A 15,586-nucleotide genomic window follows, 5' to 3' on the forward strand; every position below is an offset into this window, starting at 1 on the left:
TGACGGGCGTGACGGGCGACAGGGGGCATCGCCGGCGTCGCCCAGTCAGCTATTTCAAGGCCAGTATCGACGCTTGGCCTGTTGCAATTTCTCATAAGCCGCCAGCAGCGATCGATGCGCAGGTAAGGCCGTAAATCCATCGTCGATGGAGAACAACCCGTGGAAACTCTGTTCGCCGGCGATTGCCGCGCTGGCGGCGTCCACGGTTTCACGTCCGTACATTCTGACGAAGGCGTCGTAATATTCGGCGGGTTCGCGTTCCGGCTCCTGCGCCAGCAGCAAAAGCGTTTGCAGACAGCGGTAGTAATTGCTGCGTTGGGCGGTAAAGACCGAGCCGTTGAAATCCAGCGTCCATTCTACCCAGATTAATGCCTGATCCAGATCGCCGCCGGCCAGCGCCAGCATGGATTTCAGTTCGCCGATGCGCAAAGTAAACCAGCCGTTATCTTTACCCGTGGCGATACCAAGTAATTCGCGTACGCGGGTGAAGTCATCAAAGCCTTCGTCATCCAGCTGTTGCAGCAGAGTAAGGTAATCTTCCTTTTTCCACTGGCTATCCGGCAGGGCCAGCAGCGTTTCACGCAGGTGGGCGCCCATGCTGTTATTCGCCAACAGCAGGTCTTCGGCCGGGTAAATGTCTGACATGCCGGGAACCAGAATCCGGCAGGCGTAGACGGACAGGTGTTGATAGTCGGCAATATACACTTCTTTATCTTCCCGCTGGAAGATCGCCATCAGCGTCGCAAATTCTTCTTCCGTCGTGCCGCTGAAACTCCAGTCGACAAACGCGTAATCCGCCTGCTGCTTGAACATATCCCAGGAGATCAGACCGCTGGAGTCGATAAAGTGGGTTTCCAGATTGGCATGCTCCGCCACCTCTTCTTCATCAAAGGTCGGCGGTGTGAAAACGTCTAAATCCTTCAGCCCGCGGCCTTGCAGCAGTTCGGTTACGGTACGTTCCAGCGCCACGCCGAAATCAGGGTGCGCGCCAAATGAGGCGAAACAGGTTCCGTTTGCCGGATTAAACAGCACAACGCAGATAACGGGGTATTGACCGCCGAGAGAGGCATCGTAAGCGAAGATCGGGAAGCCTTCTTTTTCCAGCGTGGCAATGGCTTCAACCACGCCGGGGTAGCGGTTTAATACCGCCTGCGGAATGGCCGGCAGACTGATTGATTCGGCAATGATGCGGTTTTTGATGCTGCGTTCGAACACTTCAGACAGCCCTTGAACGCGGGCCTCGTTGGCGGTATTGCCCGCGGACATGCCGTTGGAAACATACAGGTTGCCGATGATGTTCATCGGAATATACACCGTCTGCAAATCAGACTGGCGGATAAACGGCAGCGCGCAGATCCCCCGAGCGGCGTTACCTGATTGCAGATCGATCAAATCGCTGGCGCCGAGTTCGTTTTCCGGATCGTAAAACTCACGCAGGCGAGGATCCAGAATGCCGTCCGGCAGCGTATTATCCGCGGGGAGGGGGAACCATTTTTCATTGGGATAATGCACGAAATCACTCTGCGCAATCGCTTTGCCGAGGTAAAAATCCGCAAAGAAATAGTTTGTCGATAAACGTTCAAAGTATTCGCCCAGCGCTGAAGCTAATGCGGCTTTCTTGCTGGCGCCTTTGCCGTTAGTGAAACAGAGCGGACAATCGCGATCGCGAATGTGGACTGACCAGACGTTAGGCACCGGATTCAGCCACGAGGCTTCTTCGATGTTGAACCCCAGATCCAGGAGTTGCTGTTGAAAACGGGCGATGGAGTCTTCCAGGGCGGCGTCTTTGCCTGGGATGAACGTTTGGGTCATGGTTTTCACTTTTGCAGGTTTGAATAAGAGGTGCATGATACGGGCTTTTGGCCGCCGACTCTATTCATTCTATAACAGATTGATAACATGGAGTGAGACACGCCGTCAGCCACGCTGTTTTGCGCGACAAAGCGCAATAAGCATTGCAGCCACGGGTGACGAGTGATAAAACCGGTATCAGGGTAAAGCAGTGTGTTTCGAACCATTGTGATAAATTAATCGCTATTTTTAAGATGTGGTGAGGGGAAATGACTCAGGTTTTTAATTTTAGCGCCGGTCCAGCTATGCTGCCGGTTGAAGTGTTACGTCGGGCTGAACAGGAATTATGCAACTGGCATGGCCTGGGTACTTCGGTAATGGAAATCAGCCACCGCAGTAAAGAGTTTATGCAGGTCGCCGCCGAATCCGAACAGGATTTGCGCGATTTGCTGAAAGTCCCCTCCAACTATAAAGTGCTGTTTTGTCACGGTGGCGCCCGCGCGCAGTTTGCGGCCGTTCCGCTCAATCTGTTAGGGGATAAAACGCAGGCCGACTATATTGACGGCGGCTATTGGGCGCACAGTGCGGTAAATGAGGCGGAAAAATACTGCACCCCGACGGTCATCGATGTGAAAACGCGCGTGAATGGCCTGCGCAGCACCAAACCCATGAGCGAATGGGTACTGTCTGACGATGCCGCGTATGTTCATTATTGTCCTAATGAAACCATTGACGGGCTGGCTATCGAAGAAACCCCGGATTTTGGCGATAAAGTCGTGGTGGCGGACTTCTCTTCCAGCATTCTATCCCGCCCGATTGATGTCAGCCGCTATGGCGTTATTTATGCCGGCGCGCAGAAAAACATTGGCCCCGCAGGGCTGACGCTGGTGATTGTCCGTGATGATTTGCTGGGCAAGGCGCGTCGTGAGTTGCCATCGATCCTGGATTATCAGATCCTTGCCGATAACGACTCCATGTTTAACACCCCGCCGACTTTTGCCTGGTATCTTTCCGGCATGGTCTTTAAGTGGCTGAAAGAGCAGGGCGGTCTGGTTGAAATGGAAAAACGCAACCAGGACAAGGCGGACCTGCTTTATAGCGCGATTGATAACAGCAATTTCTATAGCAATGACGTTGCCGTCGCCAACCGTTCCCGCATGAATGTGCCTTTCCTGCTGGCCAATGCCGACCTGGACAAAGTCTTTTTGGAAGAAGCCCAGGCTTCCGGTCTTCATGCGCTGAAAGGACACCGTGCGGTAGGCGGTATGCGGGCATCTATTTATAACGCGATGCCGCTGGCGGGCGTTAAGGCGCTGACCGAATTCATGGCGGATTTTGAACGTCGTCACGGGTAATGCCGTCGGGCGCCAACTGATTATGGGTAATTGATTCAGAAACCCCGGCGAGACCGGGGTTTCTGTGTTCACGTTTGGAGAATAAGTTTCACATGCAGGAATCCCTGACCCTACAGCCGGTTAAATTGATTAACGGCACCATTAACCTCCCCGGCTCAAAAAGCGTATCCAATCGCGCGCTTCTACTGGCGGCACTGTCTGACGGGGTAACGCGGCTGACGAATCTGCTGGATAGCGATGATGTTCGTCATATGCTGACTGCGTTACAGGCGTTGGGGGTAAATTATCAACTCTCCGCCAACCGCACCCAGTGCGAAATCACCGGTCTGGGCGGCGCATTGAAAGCCGGGCAACCGCTTGAGCTGTTCTTGGGGAATGCGGGAACCGCAATGCGTCCGTTGGCGGCGGCGCTGTGTCTGAGCGACGGCGATATCATTCTGACCGGCGAACCGCGCATGAAAGAGCGCCCTATCGGTCATCTGGTTGACGCCCTGCGTCAGGGCGGCGCGAAAGTGGATTATCTGGAGCAGGAAAACTATCCTCCCTTGCGCTTGCGCGGCGGGTTTCAGGGTGGGGAAATCAGCGTCGACGGCAGCGTATCCAGCCAATTTCTGACCGCGCTGCTGATGGCCGCGCCGCTGGCTCCTCAGGATACCCATATCCGCATCCGGGGCGATCTGGTTTCCAAACCCTATATCGATATCACGCTGAATATGATGAAAACCTTTGGTATCGATGTGCGTAACGATAATTACCAGCGGTTTTCTGTCGCAGGTCGTCAGCAATACCGTGCGCCGGGCGATTTTCTGGTCGAAGGCGATGCGTCATCGGCGTCTTATTTCCTGGCGGCGGGCGCCATCAGGGGGGGAACGGTGCGGGTTACCGGCGTGGGGCGCGCAAGCGTTCAGGGCGATATCCGCTTTGCCGATGTGCTGGAGAAGATGGGCGCCGACATCCGCTGGGGTGATGACTATATTGAATGCCGGCGCGGCGAACTTCATGCCATTGATATGGATATGAACCACATTCCCGATGCCGCCATGACCATTGCGACCACCGCGCTGTTTGCCCGGGGCGGGACGACCACGCTGCGTAATATTTATAACTGGCGGGTAAAGGAAACCGATCGTTTGACGGCAATGGCGACGGAATTGCGTAAAGTGGGCGCGGAGGTTGAAGAGGGCGAGGATTATATTCGCATCACGCCGCCCGCCCGGCTGAAATTTGCTGAAATAGGAACCTATAACGATCACCGGATGGCAATGTGCTTTTCTCTGGTCGCGTTGTCCGATACGCCGGTCACCATTCTCGATCCGAAATGCACCGCCAAAACGTTTCCGGACTATTTTGAACAACTGGCGCGCTTAAGCGAACTGGCGTAACAGGGGCGATTTTCAACCCCAATCCTGCTCAGCGCCCGATCCGACGAGATCGGGCGCCGTCTTATTTTTCCCGTCGATATAACCTTTCTCGCCATTGATGCGTATAATGAAGCACCGTAGTGTCTTAAACGACAGCAACGGTATTCCCAGTGTAAAGGAGAGAGAAATGACGGTGACTGCACCGGTGATTACGGTTGACGGACCGAGTGGCGCGGGTAAGGGCACTTTGTGCAAGGCGCTGGCAGAAGCTTTACAGTGGAATTTGCTGGATTCAGGGGCGATTTATCGTGTTCTGGCGCTGGCGGCGTTACACCATCAGGTGGATATCCATTCGGAAGAGGCGCTGGTGCCTTTGGCCTCACATCTGGATGTGCGTTTTATCTCTGAGGACGGGCAGTTAAAGGTGATTTTGGAAGGTGAGGACGTCAGTAATGAGATCCGCACCGAAACGGTCGGCAATACGGCGTCTCAGACGGCGGCGTTCCCACGGGTCCGCGAGGCATTATTACGCCGCCAGCGTGCGTTTCGTGAAGCGCCGGGGCTGATTGCCGACGGCCGCGATATGGGAACCGTGGTGTTTCCGGATGCGCCGGTGAAGATCTTTCTGGATGCCAGCGCAGAGGAACGGGCGCAGCGGCGCATGCTACAGTTGCAGGCGAAGGGCTTTAATGTTAACTTTGAACGTCTTTTGTCCGAGATAAGAGAACGCGACGATCGCGATCGTAATCGGGCCGTTGCGCCATTGGTGCCCGCGACTGATGCATTGGTGCTGGATTCAACGGCTATGACAATTGACGACGTGATTGCGCGAGCGCTGGCTTATTCCCGCGAAATTTTAGCGTAACACGCGGAAAACCCAAGAATTTTTACCTCGCTGTAAGGATGCACAGCGGGGCATGTTAAACAACCCCATCGAGCAGGAAGCCAGATGGACGTTAAATTGAAGACTCCTAAGATTATCAACATGACTGAATCTTTTGCTCAACTCTTTGAAGAATCCCTGAAAGAAATCGAAACCCGTCCTGGCTCCATCGTTCGTGGTGTTGTGGTTGCTATTGATAAAGATGTGGTACTGGTTGACGCCGGTCTGAAATCTGAATCCGCCATTCCGGTAGAGCAATTCAAAAACGCCCAGGGCGAACTGGAAATTCAGGTTGGCGATGAAGTCGACGTTGCGCTGGACGCTGTTGAAGATGGCTTCGGTGAAACGCTGCTGTCTCGTGAGAAAGCCAAACGTCATGAAGCATGGCTGATGCTGGAAAAAGCTTACGAAGAAGCTGCGACGGTTACCGGTGTTATCAACGGTAAAGTTAAAGGCGGTTTCACCGTTGAGCTGAACGGCATTCGTGCGTTCCTGCCTGGTTCTCTGGTAGACGTTCGTCCGGTACGCGACACGCTGCATCTGGAAGGCAAAGAGCTTGAGTTCAAAGTGATCAAGCTGGATCAGAAACGCAACAACGTTGTTGTTTCTCGCCGTGCGGTTATCGAATCTGAAAACAGCGCTGAACGCGATCAACTGCTGGAAAACCTGCAAGAAGGCATGGAAGTCAAAGGTATCGTCAAGAACCTTACCGACTACGGTGCGTTCGTTGATCTGGGTGGCGTTGACGGCCTGCTGCATATCACTGATATGGCTTGGAAACGTGTTAAACATCCAAGCGAAATCGTTAATGTGGGCGACGAAATCACCGTTAAAGTGCTGAAGTTCGACCGCGAACGTACTCGCGTGTCCCTCGGCCTGAAACAGCTGGGCGAAGATCCTTGGGTTGCTATCGCTAAGCGTTACCCGGAAAGCACGCGTCTGACCGGCCGTGTGACCAACCTGACTGACTACGGCTGCTTCGTTGAAATCGAAGAAGGCGTTGAAGGCCTGGTGCACGTATCCGAAATGGATTGGACCAACAAAAACATCCATCCGTCCAAAGTTGTCAACGTTGGCGATGTCGTGGAAGTTATGGTTCTGGATATCGACGAAGAGCGTCGTCGTATCTCCCTGGGTCTGAAACAATGCAAAGCCAATCCGTGGCAGCAATTCGCTGAAACCCACAACAAGGGCGACCGCGTTGAAGGCAAGATCAAGTCCATTACTGATTTCGGTATCTTCATCGGTCTGGATGGCGGCATCGACGGTCTGGTTCACCTGTCCGACATCTCCTGGAACGTGGCCGGCGAAGAAGCGGTGCGCGAATACAAGAAAGGCGACGAAATCGCCGCTGTTGTATTGCAGGTTGACGCAGAGCGTGAGCGTATCTCCCTGGGCGTGAAACAACTGGCTGAAGACCCGTTCAATAACTACCTGTCTGTAAACAAGAAAGGTGCGATTGTTACTGGTAAAGTTACGGCAGTTGACGCCAAAGGTGCTACAGTTGAATTAGCAGACGGCGTAGAAGGCTATCTGCGTGCTTCTGAAGCGTCTCGCGACCGCATTGAAGATGCAACGTTGGTATTAAACGTTGGCGACAGCGTTGAAGCGAAATACACCGGTGTTGATCGTAAAAACCGCGTTGTCAGCCTGTCCGTTCGTGCCAAGGACGAAGCAGACGAGAAAGATGCTATCGCCACTGTTAACAACAAACAGGAAGACGGCAACTTCTCCAGCGCTATGGCTGAAGCTTTCAAAGCAGCGAAAGGCGAGTAATAACGGTGGAGTGAGCAACCTGGTTGCTCACTCTTGAAACGGTAGTAAGTTATCGTGGTTATTCACGTAATCACGTACTTGGAGGAACCATGACCAAGTCTGAACTTATTGAAAGACTTGCTGGACAGCAATCTCATATCCCCGCCAAAGTGGTTGAGGATGCAGTGAAAGAGATGCTCGAGCAGATGGCCACAACGTTGGCCGAAGGTGATCGTATTGAGATCCGTGGGTTCGGCAGTTTTTCACTTCACTACCGTGCACCACGCGTTGGTCGCAATCCGAAAACGGGTGAAAAAGTTGAGCTGGAAGGCAAGTACGTCCCTCACTTCAAGCCGGGTAAAGAATTGCGCGATCGCGCCAATATCTACGGTTAATCATGCCGCTATTTTCGGCTGATGGACTGTAGTCTTGCTTGCAAGAGAATTTCCTGAATGGCACCTGAAAAGGTGCCATTTTTTATGGCGCGATAGCTTGACGGCGACGGTTATGTATTAGCGGCTGGACGATGCCGGCGAACCTAACCACTCAATGGCAAACATACCCGCGGCACTAACGGCATCGATGGCAACGCAACCTATTTCTTGCCTGATACGCGACGCCAGGGCGATAGTCGATAAGCCGGTGCAGGAAAATGCGATCGCCTTCGCGCCGTTATCATAGAGCTGTCGGGCGCAGGCGAATGCGCTTTCTTTTCCTTCCGGCGTCAACAAATCGGTGGTTTGCGTTACGCCATCCGGACGCGCGTAGGCAACCGTCTCCCCCAATAACCGCCTGAAAGGCGCGGGCGCCTGGCCGCCAATCCCGATAACCGCAACGGGTAATTTCAGACTGGCGGCTATCCGGGCGCAGGCGCTGCCCGCGCTGATAACCGGGATGGTGACCGCCTGGCGCAGTTGTTCAAGACCGGGATCGGCGGCGCAGCTAAGAAAGATAGCCTGGCATCCTGCTTGTTGAAAGGACTGGCCGAGCGCAATGATTTTAGGGACGGCGATGGCTTCACTGCGCTGGTCAAAAATGCCGTGTTCCTGTTCGGAAATACAACGGCTGATGGATGATAAACCATACTCCTGCTCAAGCAGGCGACCGTGCTCTTCAAGCAGGGTTTGATCTTGCGTGGTAAGTACGCGAATAATGCCGAGTGTCATGGGCGCTCCTTATTTATGGATAACAACCGCTGAGGTTATGACAGGCGTATTTCGCCGCAAGCCAGCGTCTGCGGCGGTTGCCGCGCGGTAAACCGTATTGCCGGGTAGGGGCCGTTCAGCCAGACCTGCCGATCGTCGACGGTCAACCAATCCCCTTCAGGCAGGCCGATAATGGTGATGTCCGGCTGGGCCATCAACAGTTCGGCTAACCTCTGGTTCCGGGTTTCCCCCTGATGCCCATCGGGAAGTTTGTTGGTGTAATGCGGGTTGATCTGGAAGTCGATCAGATTCAGCGCATCAAATCCTTGCGGATCGACAATGGGCATATCGTTGGTGGTGCAAATCGTCGGACAGGCCAGATTGGCGCCGGCGCTCCAGCCGATATAAGCCGCGCCCTCCAGGACGCGTTGGCGGATGGCGCTAAGCAATCCCCGCTCACGACAACATTTCAGCAGGTTAAAGGTATTTCCGCCGCCGACGATGATGGTATCAGCATCGAGTACGGCCTGCTGCGGGTTCGTCTGGGTGTGAATCGGGGTAATAGTGATATCTATCGCCGATAATGCGTGTCGCACTTTTTGCGTATAATCATCCCAGCTCGTCGTCACCCCGGCAAAAGGGATAAACAATGCATTCCGCCGGGTTTTCACCCGTGCCTGAATGGCGTTCAGGGCATGTTCCAGATAGTTTTTCCCCGGCAGCGTTCCGTTGCTTAACAGTAATAGCTCCATAAGGTATTCCTTGTGGTTAAAGTAGCCCGGCGATCAGGCGGGCTATCAGCGCGTTGGAAAGCAACACCGGCAAACCGGTCGCTTGACGAACCTGCTGTCGGTGCCACTCGGTATAACCCATACAATCCATAATGATGACTTCTGCCTGCTGGTCTTTTAAGGCGAGCGCTGCCTGTATCAACTCATCCCGGCTGCCGTCGTAAGGCGAAACCGTCGCATAAACCGGCGGATGGCGCATATCGCCCCATTTTTGCCCTTCGCTGGCGATCTGTTTCGCCAGCGGCACGAGGATGCCGGCCTGACGCTCGCCGATCAGCGTGGCGGCAACGGGAGGAACCACCTGGTCGGGTTCAACCAGCCATGCCTGCTGGCAGGAAAGACCATGAAACTCGCCGGTGCACAGCAAGAGAATCAGTGAACACCCCTGTTGCTCGAGGTAACGCAGCTTTTGTTGGATCGCTTGATGTACCGCCGCTTTGCCTAAAATAACCGCGCTGCCGTCCAGCAAACGGCTGGTTAACAGCGCATCGTCCGGCTGCGGGGCGAATTGCCGCTCAATGGCCGTTTTATCCAAACCGTCCAGAACCCCGGCATGAATGCAGCGCGTTCCCGCCGGCAGGTGTGACGCCAGTATGGGAGTAATATCGGCGCGAGGCGCCTGACCGATGGTCAATGTACCGAGCAGAGGCATCGACATCTCCATTATTGGCGTTTTTGCAAGTGGGCCAGCGAACCGTAGAGTTCAATCAGGCGATCGTATTCGTCCCGATCGAAGAAGCGGCAGGTATTGCGGGTAAACTCTTTAGCCACTTCGACCACGAATTTGGCGGCGGCGGCGATATCCACCTCATGGCTGGCGCCGGTTCCGCAGCCAGGCACCGCGCTTTCAGCGGTGATCGCCACGCCGACCACCGGAGCTGAAGTCGCAATGGAGGGTTGCAGAATGCTGTTCAGATGAAACACGCCATTGCCGTACGGGGTGATATCCTGGGTGGTGATCGGGAACGTGACCGGAAGTTTGCCGCTGGTCATTTCCATAATGCGCAGCAAATCATCGGCTACGCGCAGAATGTAACCCTGTTTCACGGTGGGTGAAATGGCAAATCCCTTGTGGTTGATGATACGGTTGCCTTTTGTGGTATCAATAGACAGCACCGCATCCATTTCCGGCATGACTTCCTGTTCGTTCATATCTTCGGTATCGACCGGAGAGTCCATAAAGTCCACAGGTTCGTGCGGCCGGGTTGGCGCATCCGGGCAGATATGGGTGGTGATAATCACATCGCCCGGCAGCGTGTCTCCCTGTGTTTGCATATGCGCCAGCTTTAACGCGGCGGCGATGGCGGCGACGGCGCCATCGCCATCGGAAACCAGCCCGATGCGCTCCGGTCGGGCGCCAATGCCGCCTAAACGTCCAACAATACCCAGCGTCGGAGCCTGGCCGCCGGCGTGTTTGCCGGCGTTGCCGGGAATAACGATTTTAACAAAGTCCGTTTTTCCTTTATCGCCCTTGAATTCCGTCACGCTGACATTGACATCGGGATAGGCGGACAGCAGCTCAACCACGGTTTTTCCGCTGGCGGCGGCGCTATCAAGCGCTTCGAATACGTGTAAGGTTTGTAACAGGCTCATTTTACTCTCTCATGGTTAGATGATGTGACATTCGTTGCGTACAAAAATAGTTTATTAGCGTTATTTTCCGCCGATCTTGCTGGCGAGAATCGAGTTAAAGAAGTTAAAGATGGCATCTCCGGCAATCAGTCCGGCGGCAAAAACTTCCATCCGGTTACGCATTTCTTCTCCGCCGACTTTTATGACCAGCAGGCGTAGCGTAATCCCCAGCAATACCGCCCAGCCGGCCAAGGGATTGGTGATCAGCAGACCGGTCGCCAGCAGAACGCCCAGTTGACGTTTTGAACCGCCCAGCCATTGGATCAATGCGCCCGGCACCGCCCAGATCATCAGGGATTTAGCGATATCCATCGACACGCCGGCCTGAATGGTTGCGACATACACTTTAGCGACGGGAGGAACCAAATTATTCTGGAAATAACTTTGATAGGAGAAATAAACCACCGGGATGGCGATGATAAAGGCGATCATGGCGGCAAATAGCTGCTGGCGACGTCCTTCCAATTCAAAAGCGGGATCGGCGCCGTTGTCCCGCAAGATAAACCCGGCCTTCAGGTCATAACCCATATCGGCAAAAGCGGGACCGGTGGCGACGGAAAAGGCGCACAGTACGGCCAACGCCAGCAATGGAAAACCGATCATCATACCGATAATCAAGGTGATCAAGGCGACGGCAAATGCGGGGAACCAGCCGGAGTGCATGGCCGCCAGTCCGACAATCAATTCGTGGATAAAAGCGGCAAAAGCGGCATAGAGAATAAACGCCAGCAACATGACGATGGACATTTCGCTATAAAGCCCGGTGCCCGCCGCAATCAGCATCGCCAGCACAATATAGCCGATGGCGCCCATGCGGAGTGCGCTGAGAATATGCCGGCGGTCGTCATTGGCGGCTTTCAGTGCTGCGGCCGACAGCACTGTCTGGGTGGTTTTTTTACCGCGGATTAGCATAACCACCTGAACAAGCGCGACGAGGCCGGCGCCGATCATCATGCCGTGCGGAATGTAATTTTTATTAATATCAATGCCCAAAATGGGCTGGCTGTAGCCGCGTAATAATAGACCGATACCAAACATGGTAAGCGCCCAGATATTGCCGATGAACGCCGTACCCAATGCGGCCATCGGCAACTTGAACCAGGAACCGATGGCGCCGATAGCCACCCCGGCGCTGAGGATCGCCGCCTGGCTGCCCCCCCGATCGCCGGCCTTGATCGACTCTGCGGCCGCTACCCCCGGCGGCCATGTCCCGGTCGCCGGAAACACGGAAGTATTGAACATCCGGTAAAGCAGAAAAGCGTCCAGCAACATGGCCAGAGAGACGCCGATAAATACCGGTACGACCAGATCGGGCCGGCCAAACAGCCATAACACGCTGATAGGCAGCAACAGACTGTTGGCCGCGCCAAAGGTAGCTGAGGAAATGGCCGTCTGCGCCAGATTTTGCACGTGGATCGAGCGGAAGCGGCGTAACAGCTGTAGTGGAACACGGGCAATAATCATCGCGATCAATGCGCCGATAATTGAGGTGTTGGGCGTGACGCCCAGGGTCGTCAATAGCTGAATGCCGATAACCGCGCCAAACAGACTCAGGATGACCAGAAATACCAACGTCAGCGGATTAAAGCTTGCGTGATGCGGTTTTTTCTCTTTCCCCGGATGATTCGTCTGGTGGAGGGATGAATGATCTGACATGTAATACCACTCCTGATGTTAAAAGAAGATGCTTGTTTTTTTAATTTACGGACTCACCGTAACCAGTACGGATCGCCGTATTTCTTGCCGATTGACATGGCGGCGTTGCCAAGCTGCCTTGCCAGATGCTGTATTTCCTGTTCATTCGCCATGCTGGCCGGGAATGTCAGACAAAAAGCGATGGCTTCGCCGCTTTGCGGATTTTTTACCGAACAACTGATCGAAGCGGTGCCGGAAACGGCTTCGTTGATAGCGGAAGACCAGCGTTGTTCCCTGACCGTCTGGAGCTGTTCCTCCAGCCGTTCGAATGCGATCTGCGTTTTGCTCTCGGGTGATAGCGTGTCGTCGAAATAGGAATGCAACTGCTCAGGGGTAAAGCGTGAGAGCAGAGAACGACCGGTCGATGTCGCCCAGCAGGGGGAACGGGTTCCCGGATAGGTCATGACCTGCAACGCATGGCGTCCGGGGATCACCCGCAACACCAGAATATCCGCCCCATCCAATACCGAAAGATAACCCGTATGGCCGGTAGCGTGACATAAAGCGCGTAGCGCCTTTTCAATGTCGTCGGTAAGCGACGAGGTGCGATGCGCCAGATAAGCCACTTCCAGCAGCATTAATGCCGGGTGATAGGTGGCGCTATGGGTATCCTTGCTTAGAAATCCGGTTTCGCAAAGTTGCTTCAGCACTCTGGAGGTGGTGCTTTTGGGCAACTGCAAATGGGTAATGATATCGCCGGCGGTAATACCGCGTTTTAGCTGACTCATTAAGTTCAGAATGGCCGCCGTGGTATTTAATATGCTCATACAAAGTCTCATAAAATGGAACCTGGTTCCTATTTATAGAACTAAGCATATTTTGTGCCAGTGATATTGCCGCGATGATTATCAGTTGATTAATAATGAGAATGCCGATTTCATGCCCGCATAAGAGGTAGAGGCATGGTCACAAAGGCGTGGTGCAATGCACCGTTTTGGCTATCGATTTGTACGAAAATGGTGCAGTGAGAGTCTCAGAAGAAGAGACGAACAGGCTGTAATCAGCGGTCGATCGAGGTTAAACCGGGCATCCGCTGACTGGAATGCCCGAGCGATGATTATTGGTGCCGTTCGCGTAAACGGTTAATGATAGTGGCAAGATCCAAATCCTGATCCTGTAGCAACACCAGCAGATGATACATTAAGTCCGCCGCTTCGTTGGTCAACTCCTCCCGATCGTGAACGGTGGCGGCCAACGCGGTTTCCAGACCCTCTTCGCCCACTTTCTGCGCAATGCGCTTGGTGCCGCTGGCATATAAGCGGGCGGTATAAGAGCTGGCCGGATCGGCGCTCTTACGCTCGCCGAGCAACCGTTCCAGTTCATACAGGAATTGCCACTCGCTGGCGGCGGGAGAGAAGCAACTGCTGCTGCCCCGATGGCAGGTCGGTCCAATGGGATTCGCCAGAACCAACAGCGTGTCGTTATCGCAATCCGGCGTAATTGACGCCACGTGGAGAAAGTTGCCGGAAGATTCTCCCTTGGTCCACAAACGCTGTTTGGTACGGGAAAAAAACGTCACTTTGCCACTGCTTTCCGTCGCTTTCAGCGCATCCTGATTCATATAGCCCAACATCAGGACTTCACCGGAAACCGCATGCTGCACTATAACCGGCAGCAGGCCGTCGGTTTTTTCCCAATCGAGTTGGTTTCTTTGTTCGTCGTTTAAAATACGCTGTTCGCTTAACACACCCGAATCTCCACGCCTTGTTGCTTAAGATAGTGTTTCAGTTCACCAATATTAATGATCTGTTTATGAAATACCGATGCCGCGAGCGCGCCGTCAACCTGAGCATCCTGAAAGGCGGCCAGGAAATGCTCCATGGTGCCGGCGCCGCCGGAGGCAATCAGCGGAACATGACACGCCTCACGCACCAGCTTGAGCTGATGTAAATCATAGCCGTTGCGCACGCCGTCCTGGTTCATCATATTCAGTACGATTTCACCCGCGCCGCGCTTTTGTACTTCCGCCACCCAATCCAGTGTTTCCCAGGTCGTGACTTTGGTGCGCGTTTCATCGCCGGTGTATTGATTAACGTGATAACGGCCGGTTGCCGCATCATGCCAGGTATCAATACCCACCACGATGCATTGTACGCCGTAACGATCGGCAAGGCGGGTAATCAACGTCGGATCGGCCAGCGCCGGTGAGTTAATCGAGATCTTATCCGCGCCGAAAGAGAGTATTTGCCCGGCTTCTTCTATGCTCTTGATGCCGCCGGCGACGCAGAAAGGGATATCAATCACTTCAGCCACGCGGGAGACCCAGCTCTTATCGACGACGCGGCCGTCCGATGAGGCGGTGATATCGTAAAATACCAGTTCATCGGCCCCTTCCTGTGCATAACGCTGCGCCAGTGGGACAATATCACCAATAATTTCATGGTTGCGGAACTGTACACCTTTGACCACCTGCCCGTCACGAACATCCAGACAGGGTATTATCCGTTTTGCCAACATGAAATGGCCTCCGCTACGTTAAATTTACCTTCCAGCAGAGCACGTCCGACGATCACGCCCTGCACACCGCTACCGCGCAAATTGGCAATATCCGCCAGGTTACCGATGCCACCAGATGCCTGAAAGGCCACCTGCGGATAGCGCTGGCAGATTTCACGATACAGTTCGACGTTTGAGCCGCTGAGCGTGCCGTCGCGTGAAATATCGGTACACAGCACGTGTTTCAGGCCAAACGGCAGATAGTGTTCGACGGTTTGCTCCAGCGTCGCGGCCGAATTCTCCTGCCAGCCGCTGATCGCCACCTGTTTGACGCCGCTGGCGTCAATGCGCACATCCAACGCCAGCACCAGCGCTTGTGCGCCATAGCGGGTGAACCATTGTTGAACCAGCGCCGGCTGTTTTACCGCGGTGGAGCCAATCACCACGCGGCGGGCGCCGGCGTTGAGCAGCGCTTCCACATCGTGCTCGCTGCGGATACCGCCGCCGACCTGGACAGGTACGCTTACGCCGGACAGCAGCGTCTTCAGCAGGGGAATTTGACGGGCGGAAGGATCTTTGGCGCCGGTCAGGTCGACCAGATGCAACACCTGCGCGCCTTGCCGCTGATAATCCTGTAGCCGGGGCAGGGGATCGCTGCCGTACTGGCGTTGCTGTCCATAATCGCCCTGATGCAGCCGGACGACCTGTCCGTCGATCAGATCCAATGCGGGAATAATCATGA

15 protein-coding genes are annotated in these 15,586 nt (G+C 54.4%); 5 read left to right on the forward strand and 10 right to left on the reverse strand.

Annotated features, from left to right (window positions below):
* Window positions 1-54 precede the first annotated feature (54 nt).
* Window positions 55-1,812: a 30S ribosomal protein S12 methylthiotransferase accessory factor YcaO gene (gene ycaO / locus JG725_RS01445; protein ID WP_199376235.1), complete on the reverse strand. Its 1,758-nt coding sequence runs from the start codon at window positions 1,810-1,812 to the stop codon at window positions 55-57.
* A gap of 248 nt (window positions 1,813-2,060) precedes the next feature.
* Here ycaO and serC point away from each other — a divergent pair, with 248 nt between their 5' ends.
* The 5 genes from serC to ihfB all read left to right on the forward strand — a co-directional run bounded on the left by serC (window position 2,061) and on the right by ihfB (window position 7,540).
* A complete protein-coding gene (gene serC, locus JG725_RS01450; protein ID WP_172288114.1) occupies window positions 2,061-3,146 on the forward strand; it encodes a 3-phosphoserine/phosphohydroxythreonine transaminase in 1,086 nt (361 codons plus the stop codon).
* A 92-nt stretch (window positions 3,147-3,238) separates the two neighbouring features.
* Entirely contained in the window at window positions 3,239-4,528 is a 1,290-nt protein-coding gene (gene aroA / locus JG725_RS01455) for a 3-phosphoshikimate 1-carboxyvinyltransferase (protein ID WP_199376237.1), read from the forward strand.
* Between the two features lie 166 nt (window positions 4,529-4,694).
* The gene (cmk, locus tag JG725_RS01460) at window positions 4,695-5,372 is read left to right on the forward strand and encodes a (d)CMP kinase (protein WP_172288111.1); all 678 of its coding nucleotides are present in this window, start codon (window positions 4,695-4,697) and stop codon (window positions 5,370-5,372) included.
* 120 nt (window positions 5,373-5,492) lie between these two features.
* On the forward strand, window positions 5,493-7,166 hold the full coding sequence (gene rpsA / locus JG725_RS01465; protein WP_172288800.1) for a 30S ribosomal protein S1: 1,674 nt from the start codon (window positions 5,493-5,495) through the stop codon (window positions 7,164-7,166).
* A 23-nt stretch (window positions 7,167-7,189) separates the two neighbouring features.
* Window positions 7,190-7,540, forward strand: a complete 351-nt coding sequence (ihfB, locus tag JG725_RS01470; RefSeq protein WP_255556128.1) for an integration host factor subunit beta — start codon at window positions 7,190-7,192, stop codon at window positions 7,538-7,540.
* A gap of 117 nt (window positions 7,541-7,657) precedes the next feature.
* On the opposite strand, the gene JG725_RS01475 is transcribed toward ihfB, so the two are convergent.
* The 9 genes from JG725_RS01475 to hisA form a co-directional block, all read right to left on the reverse strand.
* On the reverse strand, window positions 7,658-8,311 hold the full coding sequence (locus JG725_RS01475; protein WP_199376239.1) for an aspartate/glutamate racemase family protein: 654 nt from the start codon (window positions 8,309-8,311) through the stop codon (window positions 7,658-7,660).
* A 35-nt stretch (window positions 8,312-8,346) separates the two neighbouring features.
* Window positions 8,347-9,042 carry a dipeptidase PepE gene (pepE, locus tag JG725_RS01480; RefSeq protein WP_199376241.1) on the reverse strand — a complete coding sequence of 232 codons (696 nt, stop codon included), beginning with the start codon at window positions 9,040-9,042 and terminating at the stop codon, window positions 8,347-8,349.
* Between the two features lie 16 nt (window positions 9,043-9,058).
* Window positions 9,059-9,733 carry an AroM family protein gene (locus JG725_RS01485; RefSeq protein WP_233356286.1) on the reverse strand — a complete coding sequence of 225 codons (675 nt, stop codon included), beginning with the start codon at window positions 9,731-9,733 and terminating at the stop codon, window positions 9,059-9,061.
* 11 nt (window positions 9,734-9,744) lie between these two features.
* Window positions 9,745-10,674 (reverse strand): DUF1177 domain-containing protein, encoded by a 930-nt coding sequence (locus JG725_RS01490; RefSeq protein WP_172288103.1) that lies wholly within the window; start codon window positions 10,672-10,674, stop codon window positions 9,745-9,747.
* 60 nt (window positions 10,675-10,734) lie between these two features.
* The gene (locus JG725_RS01495) at window positions 10,735-12,369 is read right to left on the reverse strand and encodes an OPT/YSL family transporter (protein WP_172288101.1); all 1,635 of its coding nucleotides are present in this window, start codon (window positions 12,367-12,369) and stop codon (window positions 10,735-10,737) included.
* A 53-nt stretch (window positions 12,370-12,422) separates the two neighbouring features.
* The gene (locus JG725_RS01500) at window positions 12,423-13,175 is read right to left on the reverse strand and encodes an IclR family transcriptional regulator (RefSeq protein ID WP_172288099.1); all 753 of its coding nucleotides are present in this window, start codon (window positions 13,173-13,175) and stop codon (window positions 12,423-12,425) included.
* Window positions 13,176-13,465: 290 nt separating this feature from the next.
* Window positions 13,466-14,077: a bifunctional phosphoribosyl-AMP cyclohydrolase/phosphoribosyl-ATP diphosphatase HisIE gene (gene hisIE / locus JG725_RS01505; RefSeq protein ID WP_172288798.1), complete on the reverse strand. Its 612-nt coding sequence runs from the start codon at window positions 14,075-14,077 to the stop codon at window positions 13,466-13,468.
* An 11-nt stretch (window positions 14,078-14,088) separates the two neighbouring features.
* Window positions 14,089-14,865, reverse strand: coding sequence for an imidazole glycerol phosphate synthase subunit HisF (gene hisF, locus JG725_RS01510; RefSeq protein ID WP_172288097.1), 777 nt, complete (start codon window positions 14,863-14,865; stop codon window positions 14,089-14,091).
* Entirely contained in the window at window positions 14,847-15,584 is a 738-nt protein-coding gene (gene hisA / locus JG725_RS01515; protein WP_199376245.1) for a 1-(5-phosphoribosyl)-5-[(5-phosphoribosylamino)methylideneamino]imidazole-4-carboxamide isomerase, read from the reverse strand. Before hisA ends, hisF begins: the two co-directional genes overlap by 19 nt.
* Window positions 15,585-15,586 lie beyond the last annotated feature (2 nt).

This window comes from Brenneria sp. L3-3C-1, from assembly GCF_016456245.1.
Classification (GTDB): Bacteria; Pseudomonadota; Gammaproteobacteria; order Enterobacterales; family Enterobacteriaceae; genus Brenneria.

Bases quoted from the DNA above. Each gene is read 5' to 3' on its own strand.
- ycaO (WP_199376235.1), bottom strand. From the start codon at position 1,812: ATGACCCAAACGTTCATCCCAGGCAAAGACGCCGCCCTGGAAGACTCC.
- serC (WP_172288114.1), top strand. From the start codon at position 2,061: ATGACTCAGGTTTTTAATTTTAGCGCCGGTCCAGCTATGCTGCCGGTT.
- aroA (WP_199376237.1), top strand. From the start codon at position 3,239: ATGCAGGAATCCCTGACCCTACAGCCGGTTAAATTGATTAACGGCACC.
- cmk (WP_172288111.1), top strand. From the start codon at position 4,695: ATGACGGTGACTGCACCGGTGATTACGGTTGACGGACCGAGTGGCGCG.
- rpsA (WP_172288800.1), top strand. From the start codon at position 5,493: ATGACTGAATCTTTTGCTCAACTCTTTGAAGAATCCCTGAAAGAAATC.
- JG725_RS01475 (WP_199376239.1), bottom strand. From the start codon at position 8,311: ATGACACTCGGCATTATTCGCGTACTTACCACGCAAGATCAAACCCTG.
- pepE (WP_199376241.1), bottom strand. From the start codon at position 9,042: ATGGAGCTATTACTGTTAAGCAACGGAACGCTGCCGGGGAAAAACTAT.
- JG725_RS01485 (WP_233356286.1), bottom strand. From the start codon at position 9,733: ATGCCTCTGCTCGGTACATTGACCATCGGTCAGGCGCCTCGCGCCGAT.
- JG725_RS01490 (WP_172288103.1), bottom strand. From the start codon at position 10,674: ATGAGCCTGTTACAAACCTTACACGTATTCGAAGCGCTTGATAGCGCC.
- JG725_RS01495 (WP_172288101.1), bottom strand. From the start codon at position 12,369: ATGTCAGATCATTCATCCCTCCACCAGACGAATCATCCGGGGAAAGAG.
- JG725_RS01500 (WP_172288099.1), bottom strand. From the start codon at position 13,175: ATGAGCATATTAAATACCACGGCGGCCATTCTGAACTTAATGAGTCAG.
- hisF (WP_172288097.1), bottom strand. From the start codon at position 14,865: ATGTTGGCAAAACGGATAATACCCTGTCTGGATGTTCGTGACGGGCAG.
- hisA (WP_199376245.1), bottom strand. From the start codon at position 15,584: ATGATTATTCCCGCATTGGATCTGATCGACGGACAGGTCGTCCGGCTG.